A 24,548-nucleotide genomic window follows, 5' to 3' on the forward strand; every position below is an offset into this window, starting at 1 on the left:
GGGTTCGTCGGCTGACTCGCACGCATGCGCCGTCTTCTCGCGCACACCAGAGGTACAGCACACCGGTAGCGCCACGGTTGCGCCGTCACGCGGCCATGCCTCTGCCCGGCCGCGCGCCTCGTGGCGGTCACGCAGTACGCTCCATGCCGCCTGCAAGCTCCGAGTGGGTGTGGGACACCGGCGGGTCGGCGTCCTCGCCGTGCAGCGGCCCCACGGCGTGCCCCGCCTCGTGGCAGACGAGCCCGTAGCTGCAGCGACCCGGCTCGATGCGCACCATCTGCGGATCGCACCTCCCTGCAGCGGGCGGTGCGTGGGTCCGGCCATTCCGGCCTGCCGCTATCCGACCCGGGAACGTTGCAGAACGGTGGCCGGGTCGGCCGGGCGGGCGCGGGTGAGGTACTGCGGTACGGGCGTGCGGTTGTCGCCGGTGTCGCGGACGAGGCCGTAGCGGACAATGCCCGTCGCCGGGTCCGGCGCGGTGTGCAGGTCGCGCAGGACGGACGCGTGGTCCGTCGGCTGGACGAAGACGTTGTAGTCCTCGCCGGTCTCGTTCTGGTGGAGGGTGACCGCGCCGTCGAGCCAGAAGAACTCGCTCTGCCACATCTGCTGGGTGCCCTCGGGCAGCACGGTGGTGCCGATGTCGGGTGATTCCATCCAGGTCTCGCCGGCTCCGCCCGGCTTGACGTCGTCCATCCGCCGGCCCCCGCCGGAGGCCACATGGAAGAGCCTGCCCTCCAGGCCCGTCCAGGTGGGCATGGTCAGGCTGCCGCCGGGTTCTGCGGTCACGATCTGCCAGCGGACCAGCACGTATCCCGTGCCGCGCAGGGTCGCGCTCTCCCCGCGGTGGGTGAGGGTGACGTCAGGTCCGACGGTGCTGGTCACGCCCCGTTCCGGCCGGCGGGGCAGCGGGCCGGGCGGCCGGTCGGGGTCGGGCGGGGAGTCAACGGCGTCGACCACGCTGCCGTACCGGGCGGCGGGAGTGGACGTCGGGGCCCTGGTGCCCGGTGGGGCGGTCGGCGGTGTGCTCGTCGAGGGCGTGCTCGTCGTCGGCCTGCTCGTCGTCGGCGCGCTCGCCGGTGGCGTACCGGGCAGCCCCGACGTGGGCGGGGTCGAGGAGGCGGTGGCCCGCGGCGCCGGGTCCGCCGGCCGCTCGTACACCAGAAGTGCCGTGCCACCCGCGGCGAGGGTCACCCCGGCCGTGGCCGCCGCCACGGGCTTGCCGAGTGCCGCGAGCGCCTTGGCCGACCAGCCGGCGCCCGCGGCTGCCGCGGTGGTCTTGCCGCCCAGCGCCAGGGACAGGGCGAACCCCGCCGGGATCGGCACCAGGGCCAGGCCCACCAGCAGCCGCTCCGCCGGCACGATCTCCTCGCGCGACGCGGCGCACCGGGCGCAGCCGCGGATGTGCCGGGCCAGCCGCTTGCGCCAGACGGAACTGGGCCGGCCGTCCCAGCGGCCGAGCAGGGCGCGCAGGCCGTCGCAGTCGGCGTGCTTCGGGTCGTTCGACTCGTTCAGCACCCGGACGATGCCGCGCACCCTCTCCAGCCGTTCCTTCATCCGCTGGACGCGTACGGCGGCGTGCGCCCGGCTGACGCCGAGCGCCGCGGCGAGGTCGCGGCGGCTCAGTTCGCCGGCCACCTCCAGCCACCACAGGGAGAGCAACTGCCGGTCCTCCCCGTCCAGCCAGCGCGCCGCCTCGGCGACCTCGCGCCGCTGGCCCTCCAACTGCAGCCGCAGCACGGTGGTCTCGGCGAAGTCGACGGTCGCGTCAGGGACGTCAGCCGTCGCGCGGGACTCGGTGGCCTGCCGCTCCCGGCACCGTGCCCGGTCGCGTATCTGCCGCATCGCGATCGAGACGAGCCAGGAGCGGAAGCTGTCCGGGTCGCGTAGCGCGGGGAGTTGGTGCACGGCGCGGAGCATCGTCTCCTGTACGACGTCGTCGACGTCGGCATGGCCGCCGAGCGCCCGTCCGACGATGTTGTAGACCAACGGCAGCCAGCCGGCCACCAGCCGGTCCATCGCCTTCCGGTCCCCGGCCTGCGCCGCCGTGATGACCGCGCGCCAGTCCCGGGCGTCCACCGTCACTCCTCGCATCGCCGGACCCGCCGCTGCCGCGGCGAGGCTACTGAACGTAGAGCAGGGTGCCGAAGCCCAGCTCGTCGAAGCCGCCGCTGTTGCCGCCGTAGTCGCCGCCGCCGCCCTCCGGGGAGTTGGCCTCGACCGTCTCGCGCATGTTCGGGCAGTCCTGGTTCAGCCGGCCCGTGTAGTGGTGGTAGACCCGCTCCCAGACCGGGCGCCCCTGGCCGCGGCCCGCTGTGCCGGGGACGGTCTGGTTCACGTTGTCGCAGTTGTTGTACGTGGTGTACGGCACGTCGTGGCCGAGGTTGTACCGGGCCACGTACTCGCATGCCTTGCGGAACCTGTGATCGTCCGCGGCGTAGAGGTCGACGCCCTGGCTGTACGCCATCTCGCACAGGGTTCCCATCAGGCCGATGCCCATGATGCTGTGCGCCTGGTCGCGCCCGGTCTCCTGCCACTGGGCGAGGCCGGCGTCGTCGTAGACGAAGGGGATCGCGTTCGCGAGCGCGCCGTTTCCCGCGCCGTTGTGGAAGTAGTCCACCGCCTCGTCGAACAGGGCCTGGTCGTCGCAGAGGATGCCGATGGCCATGATCGAGGCCATGTTGCACAGGTCCCAGTTGGCCCAGTAGTGGGTATCGCAGGTGCCGTTGTGGCGGACCAGGAAGTCGCTGTTCAGCGGAGAGAAGACGGCTTTCATCAGCTCCTGGAACCGGGGCAGGTCGAAGCCCTCGTAGTCGCGGATCAGCTCGCCGACGTTGGCGAACTGATACCCGTAGATGCCCGACGCGAGCCGCGACTCGGAGTAGGTGGGGTCGAGGGACTCCAGCGTCTGCGACCACGCGTTGCAGATGTCCCGCGCGGTGTTGCCGTGGGCGGTGTCGCCGGTGATCTTCCAGCGCAGCGCATTCTGATATGCCGCGTGGATGTCGTGGTAGAGGATCCAGTAGTTCTCGCCCTCGCCGCCGCCGCGGACGATCGTCTCCTGCGGGTTGGGGACCCAGCCCGATGCGGAGTGCGAGTTGGCGGTGAGCCGGTCCCAGCCGGAGAGCCACGGCTGGTCGCCCGCGGCGACCTTCTCCGCTATCCGGTCGAACGCCTCCCGGGTGTGCAGCGCTCCGGGGTGGGTGAAGGCGGCGGCCTTGGCCCCGGCCCCGGGAGCGGCGCCGGCGGGATCGCCGCTCCAGACGGCGGCCGAGCTGCCCACCGCCCCGGCCGCCGCGACCCCTCCGGCGATCTGCAGGACGCTGCGGCGGCTCATGCGGTGTGCGTTGTGGTGGCCCATGTACGGCTCCTGTGAGTGGGGGGACGGGCGCGCCGGGCAGCGCACCCGTTACAGGTGACGCAGGGAACAGGCCCGCGATAACACTTTTCCGCGCCTGCCGGGCCACGGGCGGTCCGCACACGGCCCCGGCCCCGATCCCGGCCCCGGGTCCCGGCTCTGCGCCATCCGCCGACGGCGGAGCCGGGAGTGTGGCGGCTCCCCGCCCGGCTGTCGAGATCCCGAAATTTTCGAGACTGAAACAGAAACTTTTTTCGCGGGAAGTGTTGACGACGTACCGCCAGCCCTCAATCATCCCTGTCTGAGGGGCTGACCATAGTTCGAAATTTCGGACCGCATCGGTCCCGGGTGATCTGCGCTGCACGGCAGATCCCACGTAGTGCTGCACGACAGATCCGCGCACCAAAGCACCCGTGCCACCCCCGTTTCGTCCCGGTGAGGTTCGCACCAGTGCGTCCTGGCTCTTCGCGCAGTTGAAGAGGTACGCGACGCCGCGTGGCGATCCCCCGGCTGAGCCGCTGTGGAGCACCCACATGCCTGTGTCGAAACACCCCCGCCGTCCGGCGTACGTCATCCGCCGGCCGAGCGGATGCTGTCCGTGCCGGTTGAGATCGTCCCGGTTCCCCGCCCGCGGTGTCCGGTGATTCCGCGCTGCCCGGGTTCCGGGCCGCCCCGTCCGTCTGCCGAGTGGGAGCGGACGGCGCATTGTCCTGAGCTCCAGTCCTTCCGTGCTTACCTTGGAGGCACAGCCATGGGCTCGTATGCCCTTCCCAGACCCGGTACCCGCCGGAAGCTCCGCGGCCTGCTGCTGGCGCTGGTCGTCGGCGTCCTCGGTGCGGTCACCACGCTGGCCGCGCCGCCGCCCGCGCATGCCGCCGAGAGCACGCTCGGCGCCGCGGCGGCGCAGAGCGGCCGTTACTTCGGCACCGCCATCGCCTCGGGCAGGCTGGGCGACTCGGCGTACACGTCGATCGCGAGCCGCGAGTTCAACTCGGTGACGGCCGAGAACGAGATGAAGATCGACGCCACCGAGCCGCAGCGGGGCCAGTTCAACTTCAGCGCCGGTGACCGCGTCTACAACTGGGCGGTGCAGAACGGAAAGCAGGTGCGGGGCCACACCCTGGCCTGGCACGCCCAGCAGCCCGGCTGGATGCAGAGCCTCAGCGGCAGCACGCTGCGCCAGGCGATGATCGACCACATCAACGGCGTGGTGGGCCACTACAAGGGCAAGATCGTCCAGTGGGACGTCGTGAACGAGGCCTTCGCCGACGGCAGCTCCGGAGCGCGGCGCGACTCCAACCTGCAGCGCACCGGCAACGACTGGATCGAGGTCGCCTTCCGCACCGCGCGCGCCGCCGACCCGGCCGCCAAGCTCTGCTACAACGACTACAACATCGAGAACTGGACCTGGGCCAAGACCCAGGCCGTGTACGCCATGGTCCGGGACTTCAAGCAGCGCGGCGTACCGATCGACTGCGTCGGCTTCCAGTCGCACTTCAACAGCGGCAGCCCCTACAACAGCAACTTCCGCACCACCCTGCAGAGCTTCGCCGCCCTCGGCGTCGACGTGGCCATCACCGAACTCGACATCCAGGGCGCCTCGCCCACGACATACGCCAACGTGACCAACGACTGCCTGGCCGTCCCGCGCTGCCTCGGCATCACCGTCTGGGGTGTGCGCGACACCGACTCCTGGCGGTCACAGGACACGCCGCTGCTGTTCAACGGCGACGGCAGTAAGAAGCCCGCCTACACCGCCGTCCTCGACGCACTCAACGGCGGCTCCTCCACGCCGCCTGGGGATTCCGGACAGATCAAGGGCGTCGGTTCTGGCCGCTGCCTGGACGTGCCGAACGCCAGCACCACCGACGGCACCCAGCTCCAGCTGTGGGACTGCCACAGCGGCACCAATCAGCAGTGGACCGCCACCTCCGCCGGCGAACTGAGGGTCTACGGCAACAAGTGCCTGGACGCCGCCGGCACCGGCAACGGCGCCAGAGTCCAGATCTACGGCTGCTGGGGCGGCGACAACCAGAAATGGCGCCTCAACTCCGACGGATCCATCGTCGGCGTCCAGTCAGGACTCTGCCTCGACGCCTCCGGAGCCGGCACCGCCAACGGCACCCTGATCCAGCTCTATTCCTGCTCGAACGGCAGCAACCAACGCTGGACCCGCACCTGAGGGGACCTGCTCGGACGAAAGGTGAATCATGAAGACCTGTGGTGCGGCTTCCCCCGCCCCTCCACGAAGACATCGCTGGTGGTCCCGGATCGCCGCCGTGGTGGCTGCGGCCCTCGCGCTCGGCATGCTCGCCGTGGTGAATCCGGCGCCCGCCGAGGCGGCGACGGTGGACACCAATGCCTGGTACGTCCTGGTCAATCGCAACAGCGGCAAGGCGCTGGACGTCTCCGGCGTGTCCACAGCCGACGGCGCGCAGGTCAGCCAGTGGACACGCCACGACGGAGCCAACCAGCAGTGGCAGTTCGTGGACTCCGGCGACGGCTTCTACCGGCTCAAGGCCCGGCATTCGGGCAAGGTCCTCGACGTGACCGGCGCCTCGGCCGCAGACGGTGCCGCCGTCCAGCAGTGGGCTGACCACAACGGGGCCAACCAGCAGTTCCGTCTGGCCGACTCCGACGCGGGCCACGTCCGGCTGATCAACCGCAACAGCGGTAAGGCGGTGGAGGTGCAGAGCGGTTCCACCGCCGACGGCGCCAACGTCGTCCAGTACACCGACTGGGGCGGCGGCAACCAGCAGTGGCAGATGATCAAGCTGTCGTCCGACGGCGGCGGCGGATGCGGCGGCACTCCGACCCTGACCAGCGGTACGCACACGATTCAAAGCGGCGGCAAGAGCCGCAGCTTCATTCTCAGGGTCCCCGCCAACTACGACAACGGCCACCCCTACCGACTGATCTTCGCGTTCCACTGGCGGGGCGGAACCGCCGGCGACGTCGCCTCGGGCGGAACGAGCGGGACCGCCTGGTCCTACTACGGTCAACAAGAACAGTCGAACAACAGCGCCATCCTCGTCGCCCCCCAGGGCCTCGGAAACGGCTGGGCCAATTCGGGCGGTGAGGACGTCACCTTCGTCGACGACATGATCCGCCTGATCGAGAGCGACCTCTGTGTCAACACGGCACAGCGTTTCGCCACCGGATTCAGTTGGGGCGGCGGTATGAGCTACGCCCTCGCATGCAGCCGGGCGAACGTCTTCAGGGCCGTCGCGGTCCTGTCCGGCGCCCAGATCAGCGGGTGCAGCGGCGGCACCAAGCCCATCGCCTACTTCGGAATCCACGGCATCAGCGACTCCGTCCTCAACATCTCGCAAGGACGGTCCCTGCGCGACACATTCGTCAGCAACAACGGCTGCACCCCCCAGAGCCCGCGCGAGCCCGCACCGGGCAGCCGCACGCACATCACCACCACCTACGCGGGCTGCCGGGCCGGGTACCCGGTCCAATGGGCCGCGTTCGACGGCGGCCACATACCCGGTCCGGTCGACGGCTCCACCAACGAAAGCGGCGTCACCACCTGGACCAAGACAGAGATCTGGAGGTTCTTCGCACAGTTCCAGTGACACACCCGCACCACGGAGTGGAGCCAGGACGATCCTGGCTCCACTCCGCCGGCGTCTGTCCCTCGCCCTCATCCACCCCGCGGCCAACCGGCCGTTGGCCCGCACTACGCCCTCCGGGCGCCACAGCCAGTGGGCGTATGCGGCCGACGGTCTTGCCGTCACGCTGACCACCGATGGGCGCACCATCGCCTTCGACCACGACCCCCCTCGGCCGGGAGACGGCGCGCAGGGTCGGCGACCGGCTGACCTGCGTGCAGGAATGGGGACCGGCCGGCCGCCTCACAGGGCAGTCCGTCACCGGACCCACGGCGCTGCCCATCGCCGACCGTAGCTACCGCTACCGTGCAGACGGGCACCTCACCGCGCTTGACGGCGGACTCCCGGACTCCCGTACCTACGACCTCGACATCCTCGGACGTGTCCTCACCGCCACCGGCGCCGCCGGCCAGGAGATCTACACCTACAACGCCACCGGCGACAAGGGCAGCAAAGGCGGTCGCCGCCCTGCCGTCCTGGCCGACAGGACCGACGCCGTGCCCACCGCGTCCCTCGAAGGCTGCTCGATCGCCGCCCTCGCCCGCGACCACGGCGTCAGCAGCGGCGCCATCCGCACGGCGGTCGCCGACCTCCTGCCCGACCCACCGCCACCGAGCAGGAGGACGTCCCCGGCCCCGGAACTGCCGGTCACCCCCGACATGCCGGGCAAGGTCGCCGACTTTCTCCGCGCGGCCGACTTGGAGCCCGCCGAGCGCGCCGCGCTCGACCAAGGGGTGACCGTGCGGCGCGGGGCCAGCGCAAGGCCCGCCGCGAGTACGAGAACCGCGTCAGCACCCTTGCACCGATCGGACGTGATCGATCTCAGCGCAAAACGGCTGTACCGATGTTCCCCGAGGCCGGCGTCATTTGCAGACGGTTCCGGGCGTCGCCTGCAGATCGAGTTCGTTGGGCGCCTCCGCGCCCCGCCGCCCTTGGGAAGCGACGAGGGCCCGCAGATGGCGGCTGTGCGGGGGAGGGGCGCCTGCCGGGCTGCTGGACGACAGGCACCCTCATTGCCCCCTGGGTCAGATCCAGCTGTGGACGGTGGTGTCGTCGTTGTACTGGCCGGGGTCCAGCGTGTAGGCGTAGGCGCGGCAGCTGGTGTCGCGGTAGAAGTTCCAGGTCTGGTCGTCGTTGTTGAACACGGTGCGAGCGGCGGGGTTGATGGCGTCGCAGTCGTTGAGGCCGCTGGGGTTTTCGAAGACGGTCATGGTGCCGGTGAAGTTCGGGCCGGTCCAGAAGCAGACGTAGCCCTCAGGACAGCGGTCGCTGGGCACCGCCTGCGCGCCGCCGGCGGTGGGGACGACGGCGCTCGTCGCCACCGCGGCGGCAACGGCCAGTACCCGTACCGGCGCTTTGATCCCGGGAAGGTGCACGGTTCCTCCATGTGCCAGTAGAAGCCGGACGGAAAGGCTTTCCCGCCCGTACCGGCAGCCTCCCCACCCTCAAAGCACCCAAGATCACTCACTCGGGGCATACGGGAGCACGCTCCCGGAGCGTGATCACAACGGGCGCACACAGGGCGGAAGGCCACCCCGGCCTTCCGCACCGCGCGCCCCCATCACACCCACACTCGCCCTCACGACAACCGCGCTCATGTCCACCTGAGCCCCAGCTCGTTCATGGTTCTGCGGCAGGGACGAAACACCACGACGTGTCGTCCCTGCCGCAGAACCATCGACATCGTGCCTGAACAGCGAAAACGCAGCGATCACATTCGGAAAGACAACGGCTTCTGAACCAGCGCGCGGAGGGTGAGGTGCGCATCGTGCCGTTACCGCCGCCGCTGGTGCGGATCCTGCGCGAGCACCCGGAGGAGTTCGGCAGGGCCAAGGACGGCCGGCTTTTCGCCAGCGAGCGGGGCAACGTCATTGCTGCCTCGTCGTACTCGCGGGTGCGGAAGCAGACGCGGGAACTGGCGCTGTTGCCGTCGCGGGTCTCGTCGGTACTGGTGACCCTGCCATACGACCTGCGGCACGCGGGCGTCTCCCAGTGGCTCAACTCCGGCGTTCCCGCGCCGGAAGTGGCTGCCCGTGCTGGGTACTCGGTCGACATGCTGCTGAAGATCTACGCCAAGTGCATCGACGGCCAGGAGCAGGAGATGAACGACCGGATCCTGAAAGGCCTTGGAGGAGAGGAGACCAGGTAAGCGAGAACACCCACTACGCAACGGCCCACAGGACCGATCGCGAGCCCCGGAGCAATCCGGGGCTCGCGTCATCCTGGGTGGGCTGCTACCGAACGTCGTTAGAGGCCAAGGTGATGAAGCGTTCCAAGACAGCCTTGGCCTCGTTGCCCGCGGCACGCAACTGCGGCTTCTCGGATGCGTGGTGCAGGCTGGACGTCGCGTCGAAAGCGAGCTGAGCTGCTTCGACCACTGCGGGGGAGCTGGCTATGAGCTGGACGCGGAACAGCTCATGCTGGGCGAGCCCCTTGAGTCGGTACGACTCCAGCCGGGCTTCCGAGGCGGCTGTGCTGTCCGGATCTTCGTTCTTGCGGTGCCAGCGGTCGTACTGGCTGCGCCGGTGCTCCGTTACTGCGCCGGCGAAGTCACTGTAGACGCCCATGCGTTCCGTGCGGAGCTGCTGCTGGCGAGTGAAGCCTTCGGTCCGCTCTGCCGATTTGCGCTGGAACAGGTACGTGATCGTGGAGCCCAGCAACGTCCCCAAAACTGCGATGAGAGCCGAGGCAGCGCCATTCATGCGACCAGGACACCACACGCGCGGGAACGGCATGGTCAGGTGGTCGCTGCCGATGGTGGGTACACGCGGTGGATGCCTTGGGTCAAGCAGGAGCTGACCTGCGAGGAAGCCTGTCGAGATCATTAGGTGGTCATTACGTGATCAGTGACATGGAGCCGCATCCGGCGGCCTTCGGCTGCGCACGCAAGAAGACCCCGTCCTCAGCGCTTGCGCTGGTCACGGGGTCTTGGGCACCTCAAGCGAGGTGCCCCCGGCAGGATTCGAACCTGCGCACACGGCTCCGGAGGCCGGGGGAGCGGAGGAGGGGCACGCGTCTGTGACCAGCAGGAGAGACCCGTCCGGGCGGTGGGCTTTGGAAGATCATTACGCCCCTATTACGTGAGCGGCCTGTCCGGGCCCCGGGGTGCCCCGTATCGTCGGAGGCATGATCTCGGGCAACGGCGAAGAGTCGCACGCAGCCGAGGAGTTCACCGCGGATAGCGCGGGGGCTGTGCTCCGGGAGGCTTGCGCGGCGGCGGGGCTCGATCCCGCGGACACGAAGCTGCTGCGGCTGGGCTCGAACGCCGTCTACCGGCTGTCGACCGCCCCGGTGATCGTTCGTATCGCCCGTGATCCCGACAGCCTGGACGCCATGGAGCGCGTGGTGCGCGTCGCTCGCTGGCTTCGGGAGCAGGACTTCCCCGCGACTCGTGTCCTGCCCGGTGTGAGCCAGCCGCAGAGCATTGACGGCCGCGTCGTCACGTTCTGGGAGAGCGACCAGGACCGTACGGAGTACGCGACGCTCGGCGAGCTGGCCGACCTGCTCAAGACGCTGCACTGGCTGGAGGAGCCCGAGGACCTGAGGCTCCCGTACTACGACCCCTTCGCCAAGGTATGGGCCTCGGTGCGGCGCTTGAACGGCATCGCGGACGAGGACCGGGCCTTCCTGGAGACGCGGGCCGGCGAGCTGAACAAGGAGTACGACCGCCTGGACTTCGTGCTCCCCTTCGGAATGATCCACGGGGATGCCAACGTCGGGAACATCCTCCGCCACCGTGACGGGCACGCCGTGCTCATCGACCTCGACGGCTTCTCGCTCGCGCCCCGCGAGTGGGACCTTGTGCTCACGGCGCTCTATTACGATCGGTTCGGCTGGCACACGCGCGCGGAGTACGAGGAGTTCGTCCACCGCTACGGCTTCGACCTCATGAACTGGCCCGGCTACCAGGTGCTCGCCGACGTCAGGGAACTGATGATGACGCTGTGGCTCGGCCAGCAGGTCACGACGAACGAGAGGGCTGCGGAGGAGTTCCCGCGGCGCGTACGCGACATCCGGACCGGCGGCAGCCGCCGGGGTTGGCAGCCCTTCTGACCGTCACTGGGCGACCTGACTGGCCGTGGCTGCCCACAGCCGATGCTCCGCGGCCTGCTCGTGGAAGTCCCGCGCTGCCGCACTGTCACCGGCCGCTGCGAGGCTTCGCCGGAACTCCGCCAGGTAGCTGACGCATCGCGAGGACTTCAGTTGCTCGCCGAGGTCCAGCGCGCCAAGGGCCACCTGGCAGGCTTCCTCCACTTCCCCGGCCCGAGCGTGCGCGTCGGCGAGCACCATCGTCGCGAAGAAGTCGCTGCGGACGTGGCTGCCGCTCATGGCGTTCTGTGCGTGGCTGACAGCCTGCCGGGCACGGTTCACGTCCCGGAAGCAGTGGGCGGCTTCGGCGGCGAGTTCGGCCTCGTCGAAGTACGTGATCCATTCCGGCTCTTCGCCGCTGTTCCGGCTCTCCAGCGCCTTGGTCGCTTCCGCGAGGGCGAGTTCGCACGCGCGCGTATCTCCCATACGGGCGAGGGCGCGCGCCTCCATCGCGTGGAACTGAGCCATGAGTGTCGGGGTCGCGACGCGGGAGATGCCCATACGCGCGGCGCGGGCGAGCGTCGCGGCCTCTGTGAAGTTGCCGAGAAACGTCGCCTGGTGGCTCATCGCGGACAGGATGCTCCCGGCAAGACGGCGATCGTCCCCGTCCTGGGCCAGCCGCAGAGCCTGGAGGAGGTACCGCTGCGCAAGCCCGTGATGGCAGGCGTCGTACGACATCCATCCGGCGAGAAGCGTCGCCTCCGCCACGGTGGAGAACAGAGCACGGCCGACCCCCTCCGTGTACGTGCCGGTGAGCAGCGGTGCCACGTCCCGGCTGAGGTACTGCACGACGGCCTGGCGCGCGTGCTCCCCGCCGAAGCGGTCGTCTAACTGAGCGAAGACGTCAGCCGTCGACTTGACCATGGCGACGTCAGCGAGGCCCACTTGCACGCTGTCCGACCCGGGACGGCTCGGAAACGACGGCTCGGGCGCCACCAGCCAACGCAATGACGCTTCGTTCCATGTGGGTTGCTGAGCCTCCGAGAGAATCAGCGGTTCGTAGCCGTTGAGGTCTGCCCGCCACAGCATGCCGACTGCCCGGAAGGCGTCCTCCGGGGTCGGTGGGTAGTGCGCGTCCAGTAACCGGGCGTCCTGGCCGGCCAGGTGGTTCAGCCCGAGTTCCGCCGCACTCACGCCGAGCGCTTCGCAGAGCAGCGGGCCGTAGAACTCGTCCGGGATGCTGTGGCCGTTCTCCCAGCTCGCAATGCGACGCTTCACGCTGGCGTCCTGCGGAAGCGTGTCCCCTCGGCCAGCGGCCAGCCGTCGCATCTCGCGTACCAGCCGCACTTGCCCCCAACCGCGCCGCTGTCGCGCAGCACGGAGCAGATGGCCGAAGGGCTGGTCGGTGCTCGTCTCGATCGTCTCCCGGCTCGGGCCGAAGCTGTAGGCGTTCCCGTTCCGAATGTACGGAACGTGAGACGGCTGTGTCTTCCCGTAAGGGGAGATCCCCGCCGGAATCGAGGACGACAGCGGGGTGACGTGCTCCCGGAGGGGTCGTCATCCCACGTCACCTCTCGTCATCTGCCCAGCTCAGGGCCAGCCGGAGCAGGGTGGTCACACGGCGGCGATCACGCCGCAGGATGCCCAACCGAAGTGGGTCGACGTGGAGATGATGACGAAGCGCGGAATGTCCTGGCTGTCAGCGACCGCCGAAGATCCGGTGGACTGCCGCTTGGTGTGGACCGCCGACCCGCGCCACCCGTACGCCCTGCCTGCTGGCCGCTACTTCGATGTAGTCGTGATCGAGGAGCGCGTGGGCATGGAGACCTACGAACAGCTCGACCGGTGCGCGATGCCGCTCGGTCCTGTGATGGTCGACTGGGCGTCCCGGCAGACGGGCTTCTTCCTGCCGTCGCGCTCCCGCGAGCGCTTCGAGCGCATGGTCAAGCACGAGACGACCGAGACTCCGAAGTACCGCTACCTGAGCAAGGGCTCCACGGTGGTCGTCCCGGGCCCGATGCCGCTGTCCGGTGACCGCTACGCCTGGCTGCGGGCCCCGATGCGCCGTCCGGAAGCGACGATCGCACGCACGGCCGCGCTGGCCGCGATGTTCGTAGCAACCGCCGCTCTGGTGTCTCGCGCCGATCGTTACCGGCGGGAGTACCAGGACATCCCCGCAGCCGTGGAGGTGTCCACCGATGCCCAGCGAGCATGAGAGCCCCGACGACGAAGCGGCCCACTGGTCCCCGATCGAAAGCCAGGAGTGGTACGCGGCACGCAACGCGGTCTCAGCCCTCCGAGACGTCCTGATCGCGGCCGGCATGGAGCGGGACTTCCCCTATCTCCGCGCGGACCTCAACGCCTTCGGCCACGGCCTCATCGAACTCGGCCGCATCTCCCCAGAGACGGCGGAACGCCTGGCGGAGCTGCTGCGCCTGGCCCTGACGTGCGATCAGGACTTGCGTGGGGCGACACCCCCAAGCACCGGAGAGAGGAGGCACCCGTGACCGACCCGCGAGGCGTGTGCGCCAAGGGCGCCGAGAACCTGACACCCGGTGTCCCGTACATCCGCGGCTGGGCGGAGTCGAAGAGGAGCGTCGACGCCCTGGCAGAGACGCTGACAGCCCTGGGCCTGGAAACAGACTTCCCGTCCCTCAAGGCAGACGTGAACGTCCACGGCGAGGGAGTAGTACGCCTCGGGCCGATCCGCCCGGCGACAGCAGAACTCCTGACCCACCTACTCACCGCGGGCCTGTCCGCCGAGATGGCCAACCAAGCAGCCGACCCCAACGCACCGCCATCCGCTCCCGCGGCATAGCCCGCATCTCCTGATCTCCGACCATCCCCGGGTCGGAGACGGCCCCGTATGCATCCGCTGATCTGCCTCCACCAACCAGCGGCCGGCATACGGGGCCCTGGTGGTACCGCGACGAGGAAGCGATGACGCAACTGGCGAAGAGACAACACGGCCTCGCAGCCTCGGTCAGGGCAAGGCATCAACGTGCGATCGCACGTTGCTCCGCGACTAGCGTGGCCCGGCTGGGGCTGTCGGCGGTTCTGCCGCCGGCCGGGACCGGCGCCTCAGCGCCGCAGCCCGGCCGGCGGCGCGAGGAACCGCCGGACGGCGACGCGGGAGGTCTGCACCGTCTGCCATTAATAGGCGGTTCCTGCCCGAGCGGGCCTTTGGCGAAGTAGTCTGCGGTCGGAGCGCATCGACGAGGGGGGAACCCATGCCGGACCCGATCACCTCGAGCCTCGTGTCTGCTGCCAGCTCTGCTGCCGGCAGGACCGCTGGGCCCATGCTCCTCGGCGGAGTGCGTGCACTGCGTGAACGCCGCGCGTTGAAGAAGCGGCGGGACGCGGCTGATTTCGAAGGTGCTTCAAGTGTGGAGCGCGCGCTACAGGAAATTTCCGCAGTCGATCGCGCAGAAATCCTGCGATTTACCCAATCTGCCGAGTTTGAGAATGTTTGTTTCGAGGTCGCCATCGCCTACTGCATGCCAGGCGACACCGAGGGGCACCTAAATAGGCTGCGTGACACTTTTAAGATCATGCTAAGACGGTATCCTGGTGTGCCAGATGAAGATACCGATTCTGTTGCGGATGCTCTATTCTCGGATGTTTCCGCCATCGCGTGGAGTGAAGTAAAGAAGCATCAACCCGAGTCTGGCGTTAACAAGAGAGCACTCACGCCTGAATTAGTTGCATCTCACGTTGCAGCTTCGGCTCGGAATGCAGAACTGCATAAAGCTGTTGCTTCACTATCGGCTATTGATGATTTCGCTACACGCTTGTCGCGCCAGTGCGCTCGAGTGCATGGCAGTATTCGGCCTGCGCAAACGGAGTCTGGTGTGCGCATCCCATTCGATGAGCTCTATGTTGAGCCTCGCCTTGGTCTAGGGGAAGAAAAGCAGCTAAGTCAGCAGGAAATGGCTGATGTGAGGCAGCTTCTCGCGGCCACGCACCGACTCGTGGTCTTAGGGAACCCAGGTGGCGGCAAGAGTACACTCGCCCTCAAGCTCACACTGGATGCTGCCAAGGGGAGCGGAATCAGTGGTCCCGCGCAGCAGGTCCCGTTTCGGATTGTACTCAGGGAGTACGCCATTCGTTTCAGGGATAGCCGAGAGTCCATCGTAGAATTCCTGGAAAAGCAGTGCCGGTCGTATTATTCGGTTGATCCCCCTGTCGACGCGATTGAGTACCTCTTGTTGAATGGTCGGGCGGTAGTCATCTTCGATGGCCTCGACGAGTTGACAGACACCAGCCTCCGTACCCAGATTGTGGACACCGCGGAGGCGTTTGCGTACGCCTACCCCACTGTACCCATCCTTGTTACATCTCGCCGTGTTGGTTATGAGATGGCTCCCCTTGACGAAATGTTGTTCTCGAATTCGCAACTTGCGTCGTTCGACTCCGATCAGCAACGTGAGTACGTGACCAAATGGTTTCGGAGGATGACGTCTGGCAACGCTTCGGAAGGGGCGAGCTTAGCGTCGAGATTCCTTGCTGAATCCACTCACGCGTCAGATCTGATCACTAATCCATTGATGTTGGGGCTTATGTGTGCGCTTTACCGAGGGGAGGGGTATATTCCGCGCAACCGTCCTGACCTCTACCGTAGATGCTCGGAATTTCTCTTCGAGCGTTGGGATGCTACACGGGGCATTACTGTTTCCAAGCCTTTTGAGCGGGGCATTCAATTTGCGATGTTTAGTCTCGCCCTAAATATGCTCAGAAACTCTGGCGCGGAAGCGGGAATGTCGGAGCGCCAGTTGATTCGCTATACCTCGGACTATCTTCTCCGGCAACAGTACGAAGATCGAGACACTGCAGACGAAGCGGCTGAGGCGTTCGTACGGTACTGCCGTGGGCGGGCTTGGGTACTGACGGACGTCGGTACCCATCCGTCTGGGGAGCGTATATATTCGTTCACGCATCGGACCTTTCTGGAGTATTTCTCGGCTCGCCAGCTAGTGCGAGAGAATGGTGATGCGGATGGGCTCTACAGCGAGATCCGGGAACATCTGAAGAACGAATCCTGGGATGTCACAGCGCAATTGGCCGTCCAGTTCTTGGATGAGCGCCTCGATAGCGCAGCTACCAACTTCGTGATCTGTGCATTGAGCGAAGCTCGCGCTGAGCCCCCAACGTCTCCCGCCCGCCTAGCACTCACGTCTTTCTGTGCGCGACTTATGGAGTTCGTTACGCTGCGACCTGCAACGGTGCGTGACGTTATCTCAGAGCTGAAAGAGGTCGCTTCCGCAAGTTGGGAGGGAAAGGCTGACTCCATAAACACTCAAAGAGTGTTGCAGTCTGCCTGGCGCGGTATCAGCTTGTCTCCGCAAGAGGTTCGTGGCGTCATCAACGACGCACTGACGCGCCCGAACGGCAATGCTCCCTCTGGCTATATGGAGTTGCAGTGGGCAATTTCCTTGAGTGATTACGTCCCTTGGTATGCAGGTGATGAGGTTCGCAATTTTTGGGCTTCGCAAGATAGGGAGAATGCGAATCGGTTCAGGGACGTTCTCCTCAGCCTTTCCCCGCATGATGTGCGAGCCGCCGCCAGTGCACTCCTTTACGGTTTTCTCGGTATTGATAAAGCTGTGGAGTATCATGGCTCTTCTATCGTGATGCAGAAGGGGCCATTCCAATTCCACGTCGGGTCTTCGAACATCATTGCCGAGCTTGGTGAGGCGAGGCGTCGTTTGGATTATCCTGGAATCTCTGACGTCAGGCGGGATGTTCTTCACTTCATGCTGGCCCAGCCGGTTCCGTGGGCGCCGTACCGTCAATCTTTCACGGTCTACATGCGAGATCTACCGAACGATCCCTATCAGGCATCCTTTTGCGTGCTTAGCTGGATGCTTTCGTGGGATTATAGGGATGACGCTGATTCGGAATACTACGGCGCACATGAATTTTTGATTTGTATATCCAGGATGCGAGCCTATGGTGAGGATGGTGGTGCCGTATTCGCTAGATATGCTGACGTGTTTGCTCCTGGTTTTTATGATTTTGTGCGCGAGTGGGTTAGTGGTTCATTCAGCTTGGCGGGGCGGGAACTGCGCGCTCCAGATTACTAACAACCAAGTCGGTGAGGGGCTTTGGGCGGAGGCTGATTTGGGGTGAGAGATTGGGGGCCCTTAAGCTGACCACGCTCGGGCTGGCTTGTGGCCTGCCCGTTATGGACCGAGGTGGGCCCCCGATCTTAGAGGCTCGCCCCAAAGTGGCTGCCTAAAGCCGTGGGGCCAACCGGACCCGGCCATGAGTCGTTTCTCCTGAGTGGGCTCGCCTTCCGCGGCGCGGGCTGGCGGACCGGGCCGGAGCGGGGCGGAGACAGGAGCGGCGGCCCGGGGAGCCGGGCCGCGCGGCGAGCGGTAGCGAGCCGGCTTGATGACGTAGAGAAAGTCTGAGCCAGGCGGGGGTCAGCCAAGGGGGTAGCTGAGTTCCAGGTCGTCGCCGGGGAGGTGGAACTCCTCTAGGGCGAGGGGTTTGTCCTGGGCGTTGAGGGTGATGCGGAGGATGTGGAGCATCGGGACGCCGTCCGGGAGGCGGAGGGCCTGGGCCTGGTCGGGGAGTGGCATGCGGGTGCGGACGTGCTCTGTGAAGTGGAGTTCGTAGCCCAGCTCGGCGAGTGCCGTGTAGAGGGCCGGCGCCGGAGGCGGGGGTTCCTCCTCGTACTTCGTGCCAACCAGGACTGAGAACGGCACGTAGGTGCGGTGGAGTTGGCGGAGGCGGCCGTGGTCGGCGGTCTGTAGTGCGTCGTAGGTGAGCATCGGCTCGCCGGGGGGGATGCGGAGTAGGTCTGCCAGCGCGACGGGGGCGTCTGTGCGGGTAATCGCGGCGTCCTCGGCGTCGGTCCAGCGGAGGCCATCGGCTTCGACGTAGCCGCCGTCCGTGTCGCGGCGTACGCCGCGGGGGCGCGTGAGGCTGGGGCGGCTGTGTGGGGAGCGGACAAACATGCCGCGGCCCATCATCACCTCGACCATCCCGGCCGCCCGCAGCTCCGCGATGCCCTGCCGAACCGTAGGGCGGGTGACCCCGAACTGCTTCGCCAGCACCTCTTCCGAGGGCAGCGGTTGGCCGGCCGGGTACTCACCTTCCAAGATCCCGCGGCGCAGGTGTTCTGCGATCTGACGGTACTTGGCCTGGGCTTTCTCGGTTGGCATGCGGTTCTCCATCGGCCGGTGTCGGGGCGCGGCGTTCCGCTCCGTAGACCCTCTGTCTTCGTTTGCAGACGCGGACAGCTTCTCTCATCTCGGACGGGTTGACAACCCGTAGTACGGGCTGCACTCTGGAGTCTCAGCAACCCGTACTACGGGTAGTCTAGCAGGCTCGCCAGGGTCAACGCCCGCGAGCCGCGTTCGAGATGAGAGGAGTTCGTAGCAATGCCAGCACTACCGATCGACACCGCGAAGTACACGGGGATCATCTGTGCCGTTCCCCCTACGCCGCGCGTCGCGAACCGGGAGACCGGGCAGCTTCGCGTGGACCGCGAGACCGGCAAGACCCTCTTCCATGTCGGCCTGTGTCTGATGGCCGGGACCTCGGCGGACGTCGTGAACGTCACCGTGGTCGGTGAGCCCAGCGGCGTGCAGTTGGGGATCCCGGTGCAGGTCCGGGACCTGGTTGCCACCCCGTGGGAGAACGAGGGGCGGCACGGGATCGCCTTCCGCGCCACGGAGATCAAGCCCCTTGCCGCATCGGGGAAGGGGGCGGGTCAGCCGTGATGATCGCCTCCACCGGTTCCGGCGGGGAACCGTGGCCGCTCTGGGTCCTGGTAGGGGCCGCTGCGTTGGTGTCGGGTCTGCTTGTTGCAGGCCCGGCGCTGCGCCGCCGCTTCCCCGTGGCCTGGTGGCTTTGCCTCGGCTTCCCTGCCGCATGGTTACGAGTCGTCCGTACCTGGCGGCCGTTGATGGCCGGCTGCGGACTGGCCATCAGCCGCAAGGCAGCCCTGACGGTCGTCTCCGGGCTCGTCGGCAACGGAGCACCGCCGCCCCTGCCGCGCGTACCTCGTCGTGGCGCCGTACGTCCGACAACCGGCGGGTTCTGGCTCCTGGTGCGGCTGCTTCCTGGCCAGGTGCCGGAGGACTTCGCCAAGGCGTCGCCTGCCATCGCTGAGGCGTGGCAGGTCCACGCAGTACGGGCGACTCCGTACAGGCCCGGACTGGTTCGCGTCGTCGCCTCGGCGGCCGATCCGCTGAGCGCACAGCAGATACCCCAGCAGCGGGGCCCCGGCCGACTGCTCCGGGTTGTCGTTGGCGTGCTGGAGACGGGCGTTCAGTGGGCCATCGACCTACGGGCCGTGCCGCACTGGCTCATCGTCGGGGCCACGCGGTCGGGCAAGTCGACGCTGATCAACGCGCTCGTCGCTGGGCTGGCGCCGCAACCCGTGGCGCTGGTCGGGATCGACTGCAAGGGCGGCATGGAGCTGTCCCTCTACGGACCTCGGCTGTCCGCCCTGGCGACGAACCGCAGGCAGGCGGTCAAGCTGCTTGCTGCGCTCGTCGACCTGACGCTTGACCGGATGGTGGTCTGCCGTTCAGCCCACGTTCGCAACATCTGGGGTCTGCCGGAGTCGAAGCGGCCTGTCCCCGTTGTCGTGATCGTTGACGAGATCGCGGAGCTGTTCCTGATTGCGAGCCGTAGCGAGAAGGACGAAGCGCACGCGGCAGGTACGGCCCTGATCCGGCTGGCCCAACTCGGAGCTGCGCTCGGGGTCTTCCTCGTCGTCGCCGGGCAGCGCGTTGGCTCCGACCTCGGGCCGGGTGTCACGGCGCTGCGGGCCCAGCTCGGCGGGCGCGTGTGCCATCGGGTGGCCGACCCCGGTACGGCGGAGATGGCGTTGGGGGACCTCAACCCGGATGCCCTCAAGGCAGCTCAGGCGATACGGCCAGAGCAGGCAGGTACCGCGGTTCTGGCCTCGGGTGAGGGGTGGGAGCGTGCTCGCTCTCACTTGATCACGGAGACGGACGCGGAGGCTGTAGCGGCTGAGTACGCGCACCTCACGCCGCAACTGCCGGAACTGGTCGATGCCCTTGGCGGCATTGCCGACAAGCGAGCGGGGTGAGGGGACGCAATGCTCGTCACCGCGTCGGCCGTGCTGCTCCTCGGCCTCCTGATCTGGTTCCTGCTGCGCATCCGCTACCTGCGCTGGGCCGAATTCCTGATCTGCGGAACGTTCGGCTTCCTCGTCGCCAAGACGGCCGCTGCGCCGGTCGTCCAAGCGGCCCTCGACGGAGTCAGCCGCTTCCTCGGCGGCGTCTCCTCCTGATCAACCCGAGTCGAAAGGAGGGGAGAGCCATGCCTGCGCACGTCATCCGTGCCGCCGACCGGCGGCCTCCTCCGACCCACAGCAAGACGGGCTCCCGGCGGGGCGCGAAGTCGCCAAACCCGACCCCGCCAGGAACCCACTCCATCCGCCACATGCGTAGAGAAAGGAGTACTCACACTTTGTCCACCGCGAATCGTTCGCGCAAATCTCCTCGGCAGCGGTGCGAGCTGCACGACGAGGAACAACCGACCTGTGCCGGCCGTGAGGGGATCGTCCTCGTGGGTACGGACGAGGTCGAACAGCGACTCTGTCCGGCACATGCCGCAGCGTGCTGGCTGACGGACCCGACGCTCCGGTTCAGCGCCAAGACCCGGCCGGAGGCCATCGCCACGGTGATGCGCCATGCGTTCGGGGAGTCGCGATGAGCGGCCGGTCGACGCCCCTGCCCGCGGGGGTCATGGCGCTGGTCGCGCGGGCATCGGAGCCTGGCTTCGAGGCGTGGCGCCGCAACATCGTGCGGCTGGGCGGCTGCACCAACCCCGTGCACCTGGTGGGCAACGCCACCGTTGTCGACACGGGCACGGGGGAGGCCCTGCTGTCGTATGCGCCGGAGGTAGACGGCGGGCGGATCCTGATCGCGTGCGGCAACCGGCGGGCCACAGTCTGCCCGGCCTGTGCGCAGATCTACCGGGCGGACACGTATCAGCTCGTCCGGGCCGGACTTGTCGGCGGTAAGGGAGTAGAGGAGACGGTCGGCGGGCATCCCCGGGTATTCGCCACCCTCACCGCTCCCGGCTTCGGGCCGGTGCACACGCGGCGTGAACACGATGGGCGGGTACGCGCCTGCCGCCCCCGGAAGCCGGGGGAGTGCTGCCCGCACGGTGTGCCGGTCGGGTGTCATACGAGGCACCTGGACGGTGATCGGCGGCTCGGTGAACCGCTCTGCCCGCGCTGCTACGACTACGCCGGAGCGGTTCTGTGGCAGGCCCGTTCCGGGGAGCTGTGGCATCGCTTCGTGCTGGAGCTGCGTCGTGAACTCGCCCGGCGAGCCGGGCTGCCGCGTACGCGGCTCGGTGAGGTGGTGCGGCTGTCGTACGCGAAGGTTGCCGAGTACCAGCGGCGCGGTCTGGTCCACTTCCACGCCGTGATCCGGCTCGACGGTCCGGACGGGCCGGCGACACCTTCACCGGGCTGGGCCTCGACCGATCTCCTGGCGGGCGCTGTGCGTGAGGCCGCGGGGCGGGTTCGCCTCGTCTCGCCGGGTGCGGAGGTCGTGGGGCGGCGCGTGCTGCGGTTCGGTATGCAGCTCGACGTCCGGCCGGTCGCGGCGTTCGGTGCGGGGGAGCGGCTGAGTGCGGCTGCCGTTGCGGCGTATGTCGCGAAGTACGCGACTAAGGGAGCCGAGTCGGCCGGCGCCGTGGACGGTCGGATTCACGGCGCGCGAGACCTGGCGCTGCTGCCGGTGCGGCACCACACCTTGCGCATGATCGGTACGTGCTGGTGGCTGGGCGGTCTGCCGCCGTTCGAGCCGCTGAGGCTGCGGCGGTGGGCGCACATGCTCGGCTACGGCGGTCACTTCTCCACCAAGTCGCGCCGCTACTCGATCACGCTCACGGCGCTCCGGCAGACCCGTGCGGAGCACCGGGCGGAAGAGCAGCGGACGGCCCTCGGCCTCGACGGGCGGTCGACGGCTGTCGTCGGCCAGTGGCGGTACGCGGGGCGCGGCTACTCGCCGGAGGCGGCGCTCGTTGCGGCGTCGGTCCGTGAAGGCGGTGGTCGTCATGGCGCGTGAGCGGGCGACGGAACTGCTGACCGTCCGTCAGGTGCTCGATGAGCTGGGCGGTATCTCCCGGCGCACCTTCTATCGCTGGCGGCAACTGCGGACCGCGCCGCGGTGCATCCGGCTCCCGAACGGCGAGCTGCGAGTTCGGCGTGACGTGCTGAACGACTGGCTGGAGGAGCGTAGGGAGGGGGCGGTGTGAAGTCGTACAAGGTGTCCGTGTGGAAGCTCACGGTGAACCGCACGACGAAGAAGCCGACGTACCTCGTCCGCTGGGTCGTCGGCGGGCAGCCCTTCAGTGAGTCGTACAAGACGAAGGCCCTGGCCGATCGCTTCCGCGCGAAGCTGCTGCGGGCCGTGGACAAGGGCGAGCCCTTCGATACGGTGACCGGCCTGCCGGACTCGCTCCGAGGTGGGAAAGCGGCGCTGTCCTTCCTGGAACTGGCGCTGAAGTACCTCGATCATCGCTGGGCGGAAGCGTCGGCGAAGCACCGCGACAGCATGACCGATGCCCTGGCTACCGTCGTCCCCGTACTGGTCAAGCCGGTGCGGGGGCGGCCCGCCACGAAGGTGCTGCGGAAGGCGTTGCGCTCGTTCCTGCTCGCTCCGCCTCGACGGGAGCGGGAGCGGCCCGAGGAGATCGCGGCGGCCGTGCGTTGGCTGGAGAAGGCGTCATTGCCCGTGGCGGAGTTGCAGGAGATCGCTCGGGTACATGACCTGATCGACGCGCTGGGGCGGAAATTGGACGGCAAGCCGGCGGCCACGCAGACCTACCGGCGCCGCCGGGCGGTGGTCTTCAACGCCCTGGAGTACGCGGTCGAGACGGGCACGCTGCCGTCCAACCCGCTGAGCCGGGTGCAGCGCAAGCGCGGGCGTCGGGCCGTGCAGGAGGTCGACCGCCGGGTGGTGGTCAACCCGCGGCAGGCCCGGGAGTTGCTGGCCGCTGTCACCTACGTCGGCGGCTGGGAGCGTGCCAGCGGGCGGCGGCTGCGGGCCTTCTTCGGGTGCCTCTACTACGCCGCGCTGCGGCCTGGTGAGGCGTTGGGGCTCCGGCGTTCGGACTGCGCCCTGCCTGCGCAGGGCTGGGGGCGAATCGAGCTGGCAGAGACCCGGCCCTCGGCGGGCAAGGCGTGGACCGACTCCGGCGAGGCTCACGACCGGCGGGGCCTCAAGCAACGTGCGGACGGTGAGGTGCGGATCGTGCCCATTCCTCCGCCGCTCGTGCGGCTGTTGCGAGAGCACCTGAAGGAGTTCGGTACGGCCGCGGACGGTCGGCTCTTCGCCAGCGAGCGGGGCAACGTCGTCGCGGCGTCCTCGTACTCGCGGGTGTGGAAGCAGACGCGCGAACTGGCGCTGCTGCCGGGGCAGGTGTCCTCGGTACTGGCGGCTCGGCCGTACGACCTCCGGCACGCGGGCGTCTCCCAGTGGCTCAACTCCGGCGTGCCCGCGCCCGAGGTGGCCGCACGCGCGGGTCACTCGGTCGACGTGCTGCTGAAGATCTACGCCAAGTGCATCGACGGCCAGGAAACCGAGATGAACGACCGGATCATGCAAGGGCTCGGAGAGGAGGAGTAGGCAACCCGAGAAGGTGAATGGCGCGGGCCCCGGAGAGATCCGGGGCTCTCGCGCGTATGCACCTCTGAAAAGCCGGGTTGACCTGCCCGGAAGCCTCTCAAGATCACAACGCTATTACTACGTGATCAGTGGCATGGAGCCGCGTTCGGCGGCCTTCGGCTGCATACGTACGAAGACCCCGTCCTCAGCGCTTGCGCTGGTCACGGGGTCTTGGGCACCTCAAGCGAGGTGCCCCCGGCAGGATTCGAACCTGCGCACACGGCTCCGGAGGCCGTTGCTCTATCCCCTGAGCTACGGGGGCGTGTCCGCCGCGTGGTGGTGCGGTGACGGGTAGAACCCTACCAGCTTCGTGGGGGTGGTCGGGTACTGGGTTTTGGGGGTGGGGGGCGGGGTGTGTGTGCAGGTCAGGGGCGGAAGTGTCCAAAAGCCGGACGTAGGGGGGCGGGCGCGCCTACCCTTTCCCATGTGCCTGGCTTGTCCGGTCGGGTCCTTGTCGTCGATGACAACAAGGTGATCCGGCAGTTGATCAGGGTCAATCTCGAACTTGAAGGTTTCGAGGTCGTGACCGCGGCCGATGGTGCCGAGTGTCTGGAAGCCGTCCATCGGGTGCGCCCCGATGTGGTGACGCTCGACATCGTCATGCCCCGGCTCGACGGGCTGCGGACCGCGGCCCGGTTGCGGGCCGATCCGCGGACGCGGGGGCTGCCGATAGCGGTGGTCAGCGGGTGCACGGAGCTTGAGGCCGAGGCGGGGCGGGCGGCCGGGGTGGATGCGTTCGTGGCGAAGCCCTTCGAGCCGGTCGATCTCGTACGGGTCGTGCGGCGGCTCGCCGCGCGGCGGGCCTCGCAGCGGGTCGGTGGGGCCGTCGCCGGGGATGCCGCCGATGACGCGGAGCCCGCCGGGTCTCCGGTGTGCTGA

The 24,548-nt window shown here is 67.9% G+C and carries 22 protein-coding genes and 1 tRNA gene; 15 read left to right on the plus strand and 8 right to left on the minus strand.

Going from position 1 to position 24,548, the window contains the following annotated elements:
- Positions 1–127: 127 nt before the first annotated feature.
- The 3 genes from OG946_RS26855 to OG946_RS26865 are packed head-to-tail and all read right to left on the minus strand — an operon-like array spanning position 128 to position 3,358.
- Positions 128–277 (minus strand): hypothetical protein, encoded by a 150-nt coding sequence (locus OG946_RS26855; RefSeq protein ID WP_326798564.1) that lies wholly within the window; start codon positions 275–277, stop codon positions 128–130.
- A gap of 59 nt (positions 278–336) precedes the next feature.
- A complete protein-coding gene (locus OG946_RS26860; protein WP_442814490.1) occupies positions 337–2,091 on the minus strand; it encodes an RNA polymerase sigma factor in 1,755 nt (584 codons plus the stop codon).
- 28 nt (positions 2,092–2,119) lie between these two features.
- Positions 2,120–3,358 carry an alginate lyase family protein gene (locus OG946_RS26865; RefSeq protein WP_326798566.1) on the minus strand — a complete coding sequence of 413 codons (1,239 nt, stop codon included), beginning with the start codon at positions 3,356–3,358 and terminating at the stop codon, positions 2,120–2,122.
- A gap of 748 nt (positions 3,359–4,106) precedes the next feature.
- On the opposite strand from OG946_RS26865, the gene OG946_RS26870 reads away from it, so the two are divergent.
- Positions 4,107–5,537 carry an endo-1,4-beta-xylanase gene (locus OG946_RS26870; protein WP_326798567.1) on the plus strand — a complete coding sequence of 477 codons (1,431 nt, stop codon included), beginning with the start codon at positions 4,107–4,109 and terminating at the stop codon, positions 5,535–5,537.
- Between the two features lie 97 nt (positions 5,538–5,634).
- Positions 5,635–6,936 carry an RICIN domain-containing protein gene (locus OG946_RS26875; protein WP_326798568.1) on the plus strand — a complete coding sequence of 434 codons (1,302 nt, stop codon included), beginning with the start codon at positions 5,635–5,637 and terminating at the stop codon, positions 6,934–6,936.
- A 1,061-nt stretch (positions 6,937–7,997) separates the two neighbouring features.
- On the opposite strand, the gene OG946_RS26880 is transcribed toward OG946_RS26875, so the two are convergent.
- Positions 7,998–8,348: a peptidase inhibitor family I36 protein gene (locus OG946_RS26880; RefSeq protein WP_326798569.1), complete on the minus strand. Its 351-nt coding sequence runs from the start codon at positions 8,346–8,348 to the stop codon at positions 7,998–8,000.
- A 383-nt stretch (positions 8,349–8,731) separates the two neighbouring features.
- On the opposite strand from OG946_RS26880, the gene OG946_RS26885 reads away from it, so the two are divergent.
- On the plus strand, positions 8,732–9,121 hold the full coding sequence (locus tag OG946_RS26885) for a hypothetical protein (protein WP_442814491.1): 390 nt from the start codon (positions 8,732–8,734) through the stop codon (positions 9,119–9,121).
- Positions 9,122–9,206: 85 nt separating this feature from the next.
- Here OG946_RS26885 and OG946_RS26890 read toward each other — a convergent pair whose 3' ends face one another.
- A complete protein-coding gene (locus tag OG946_RS26890) occupies positions 9,207–9,674 on the minus strand; it encodes a hypothetical protein (protein WP_326798570.1) in 468 nt (155 codons plus the stop codon).
- A gap of 424 nt (positions 9,675–10,098) precedes the next feature.
- Between OG946_RS26890 and OG946_RS26895 the strand changes: the two genes are divergently transcribed.
- Positions 10,099–11,025, plus strand: coding sequence for a phosphotransferase enzyme family protein (locus OG946_RS26895; RefSeq protein ID WP_326798571.1), 927 nt, complete (start codon positions 10,099–10,101; stop codon positions 11,023–11,025).
- Between the two features lie 3 nt (positions 11,026–11,028).
- On the opposite strand, the gene OG946_RS26900 is transcribed toward OG946_RS26895, so the two are convergent.
- Entirely contained in the window at positions 11,029–12,279 is a 1,251-nt protein-coding gene (locus OG946_RS26900; protein WP_326798572.1) for a hypothetical protein, read from the minus strand.
- Between the two features lie 256 nt (positions 12,280–12,535).
- On the opposite strand from OG946_RS26900, the gene OG946_RS26905 reads away from it, so the two are divergent.
- From OG946_RS26905 to OG946_RS26920, 4 genes are all read left to right on the plus strand, one after another.
- Positions 12,536–13,216: a bifunctional DNA primase/polymerase gene (locus OG946_RS26905; protein ID WP_326798573.1), complete on the plus strand. Its 681-nt coding sequence runs from the start codon at positions 12,536–12,538 to the stop codon at positions 13,214–13,216.
- Positions 13,200–13,508, plus strand: a complete 309-nt coding sequence (locus OG946_RS26910; RefSeq protein WP_326798574.1) for a hypothetical protein — start codon at positions 13,200–13,202, stop codon at positions 13,506–13,508. The genes OG946_RS26905 and OG946_RS26910 overlap by 17 nt, the downstream gene beginning before the upstream one ends.
- The gene (locus OG946_RS26915; RefSeq protein ID WP_326798575.1) at positions 13,505–13,819 is read left to right on the plus strand and encodes a hypothetical protein; all 315 of its coding nucleotides are present in this window, start codon (positions 13,505–13,507) and stop codon (positions 13,817–13,819) included. Before OG946_RS26910 ends, OG946_RS26915 begins: the two co-directional genes overlap by 4 nt.
- A 481-nt stretch (positions 13,820–14,300) precedes the next feature.
- On the plus strand, positions 14,301–17,084 hold the full coding sequence (locus OG946_RS26920; protein WP_326798576.1) for an NACHT domain-containing protein: 2,784 nt from the start codon (positions 14,301–14,303) through the stop codon (positions 17,082–17,084).
- A 342-nt stretch (positions 17,085–17,426) separates the two neighbouring features.
- Here the strand turns inward: OG946_RS26920 and OG946_RS26925 are convergent, their stop codons facing one another.
- Positions 17,427–18,170 (minus strand): GntR family transcriptional regulator, encoded by a 744-nt coding sequence (locus OG946_RS26925; protein WP_326798577.1) that lies wholly within the window; start codon positions 18,168–18,170, stop codon positions 17,427–17,429.
- Between the two features lie 219 nt (positions 18,171–18,389).
- Here OG946_RS26925 and OG946_RS26930 point away from each other — a divergent pair, with 219 nt between their 5' ends.
- The 6 genes from OG946_RS26930 to OG946_RS26955 all read left to right on the plus strand — a co-directional run bounded on the left by OG946_RS26930 (position 18,390) and on the right by OG946_RS26955 (position 23,630).
- Positions 18,390–18,731 carry an SCO3933 family regulatory protein gene (locus OG946_RS26930; protein WP_326798578.1) on the plus strand — a complete coding sequence of 114 codons (342 nt, stop codon included), beginning with the start codon at positions 18,390–18,392 and terminating at the stop codon, positions 18,729–18,731.
- On the plus strand, positions 18,731–20,071 hold the full coding sequence (locus tag OG946_RS26935) for an FtsK/SpoIIIE domain-containing protein (protein WP_326798579.1): 1,341 nt from the start codon (positions 18,731–18,733) through the stop codon (positions 20,069–20,071). The genes OG946_RS26930 and OG946_RS26935 overlap by 1 nt, the downstream gene beginning before the upstream one ends.
- Positions 20,072–20,080: 9 nt before the next feature.
- A complete protein-coding gene (locus OG946_RS26940; protein WP_326798580.1) occupies positions 20,081–20,275 on the plus strand; it encodes a hypothetical protein in 195 nt (64 codons plus the stop codon).
- A gap of 421 nt (positions 20,276–20,696) precedes the next feature.
- Positions 20,697–22,067 (plus strand): replication initiator, encoded by a 1,371-nt coding sequence (locus OG946_RS26945; RefSeq protein WP_326798581.1) that lies wholly within the window; start codon positions 20,697–20,699, stop codon positions 22,065–22,067.
- Positions 22,057–22,257 (plus strand): helix-turn-helix transcriptional regulator, encoded by a 201-nt coding sequence (locus OG946_RS26950; protein WP_326798582.1) that lies wholly within the window; start codon positions 22,057–22,059, stop codon positions 22,255–22,257. Before OG946_RS26945 ends, OG946_RS26950 begins: the two co-directional genes overlap by 11 nt.
- Entirely contained in the window at positions 22,254–23,630 is a 1,377-nt protein-coding gene (locus OG946_RS26955) for a tyrosine-type recombinase/integrase (RefSeq protein WP_326798583.1), read from the plus strand. Before OG946_RS26950 ends, OG946_RS26955 begins: the two co-directional genes overlap by 4 nt.
- A 229-nt stretch (positions 23,631–23,859) precedes the next feature.
- Here OG946_RS26955 and OG946_RS26960 read toward each other — a convergent pair.
- Positions 23,860–23,931 (minus strand) — tRNA-Arg (locus tag OG946_RS26960).
- Positions 23,932–24,104: 173 nt separating this feature from the next.
- On the opposite strand from OG946_RS26960, the gene OG946_RS26965 reads away from it, so the two are divergent.
- Positions 24,105–24,548 carry a response regulator gene (locus tag OG946_RS26965; protein ID WP_442814494.1) on the plus strand — a complete coding sequence of 148 codons (444 nt, stop codon included), beginning with the start codon at positions 24,105–24,107 and terminating at the stop codon, positions 24,546–24,548.

The sequence above is a fragment of the Streptomyces sp. NBC_01808 genome (assembly GCF_035917395.1).
Lineage (GTDB): Bacteria > Actinomycetota > Actinomycetes > Streptomycetales > Streptomycetaceae > Streptomyces.

Coding starts and splice junctions, on each gene's coding strand:
- OG946_RS26930 (WP_326798578.1), top strand. CDS start 18,390: ATGCCAGCACTACCGATCGACACCGCGAAGTACACGGGGATCATCTGT.
- OG946_RS26920 (WP_326798576.1), top strand. CDS start 14,301: ATGCTCCTCGGCGGAGTGCGTGCACTGCGTGAACGCCGCGCGTTGAAG.
- OG946_RS26870 (WP_326798567.1), top strand. CDS start 4,107: ATGGGCTCGTATGCCCTTCCCAGACCCGGTACCCGCCGGAAGCTCCGC.
- OG946_RS26910 (WP_326798574.1), top strand. CDS start 13,200: ATGCCCAGCGAGCATGAGAGCCCCGACGACGAAGCGGCCCACTGGTCC.
- OG946_RS26855 (WP_326798564.1), bottom strand. CDS start 277: ATGGTGCGCATCGAGCCGGGTCGCTGCAGCTACGGGCTCGTCTGCCAC.
- OG946_RS26925 (WP_326798577.1), bottom strand. CDS start 18,170: ATGCCAACCGAGAAAGCCCAGGCCAAGTACCGTCAGATCGCAGAACAC.
- OG946_RS26865 (WP_326798566.1), bottom strand. CDS start 3,358: ATGGGCCACCACAACGCACACCGCATGAGCCGCCGCAGCGTCCTGCAG.
- OG946_RS26860 (WP_442814490.1), bottom strand. CDS start 2,091: ATGCGAGGAGTGACGGTGGACGCCCGGGACTGGCGCGCGGTCATCACG.
- OG946_RS26895 (WP_326798571.1), top strand. CDS start 10,099: ATGATCTCGGGCAACGGCGAAGAGTCGCACGCAGCCGAGGAGTTCACC.
- OG946_RS26945 (WP_326798581.1), top strand. CDS start 20,697: ATGAGCGGCCGGTCGACGCCCCTGCCCGCGGGGGTCATGGCGCTGGTC.
- OG946_RS26935 (WP_326798579.1), top strand. CDS start 18,731: ATGATCGCCTCCACCGGTTCCGGCGGGGAACCGTGGCCGCTCTGGGTC.
- OG946_RS26940 (WP_326798580.1), top strand. CDS start 20,081: ATGCTCGTCACCGCGTCGGCCGTGCTGCTCCTCGGCCTCCTGATCTGG.
- OG946_RS26890 (WP_326798570.1), bottom strand. CDS start 9,674: ATGAATGGCGCTGCCTCGGCTCTCATCGCAGTTTTGGGGACGTTGCTG.
- OG946_RS26950 (WP_326798582.1), top strand. CDS start 22,057: ATGGCGCGTGAGCGGGCGACGGAACTGCTGACCGTCCGTCAGGTGCTC.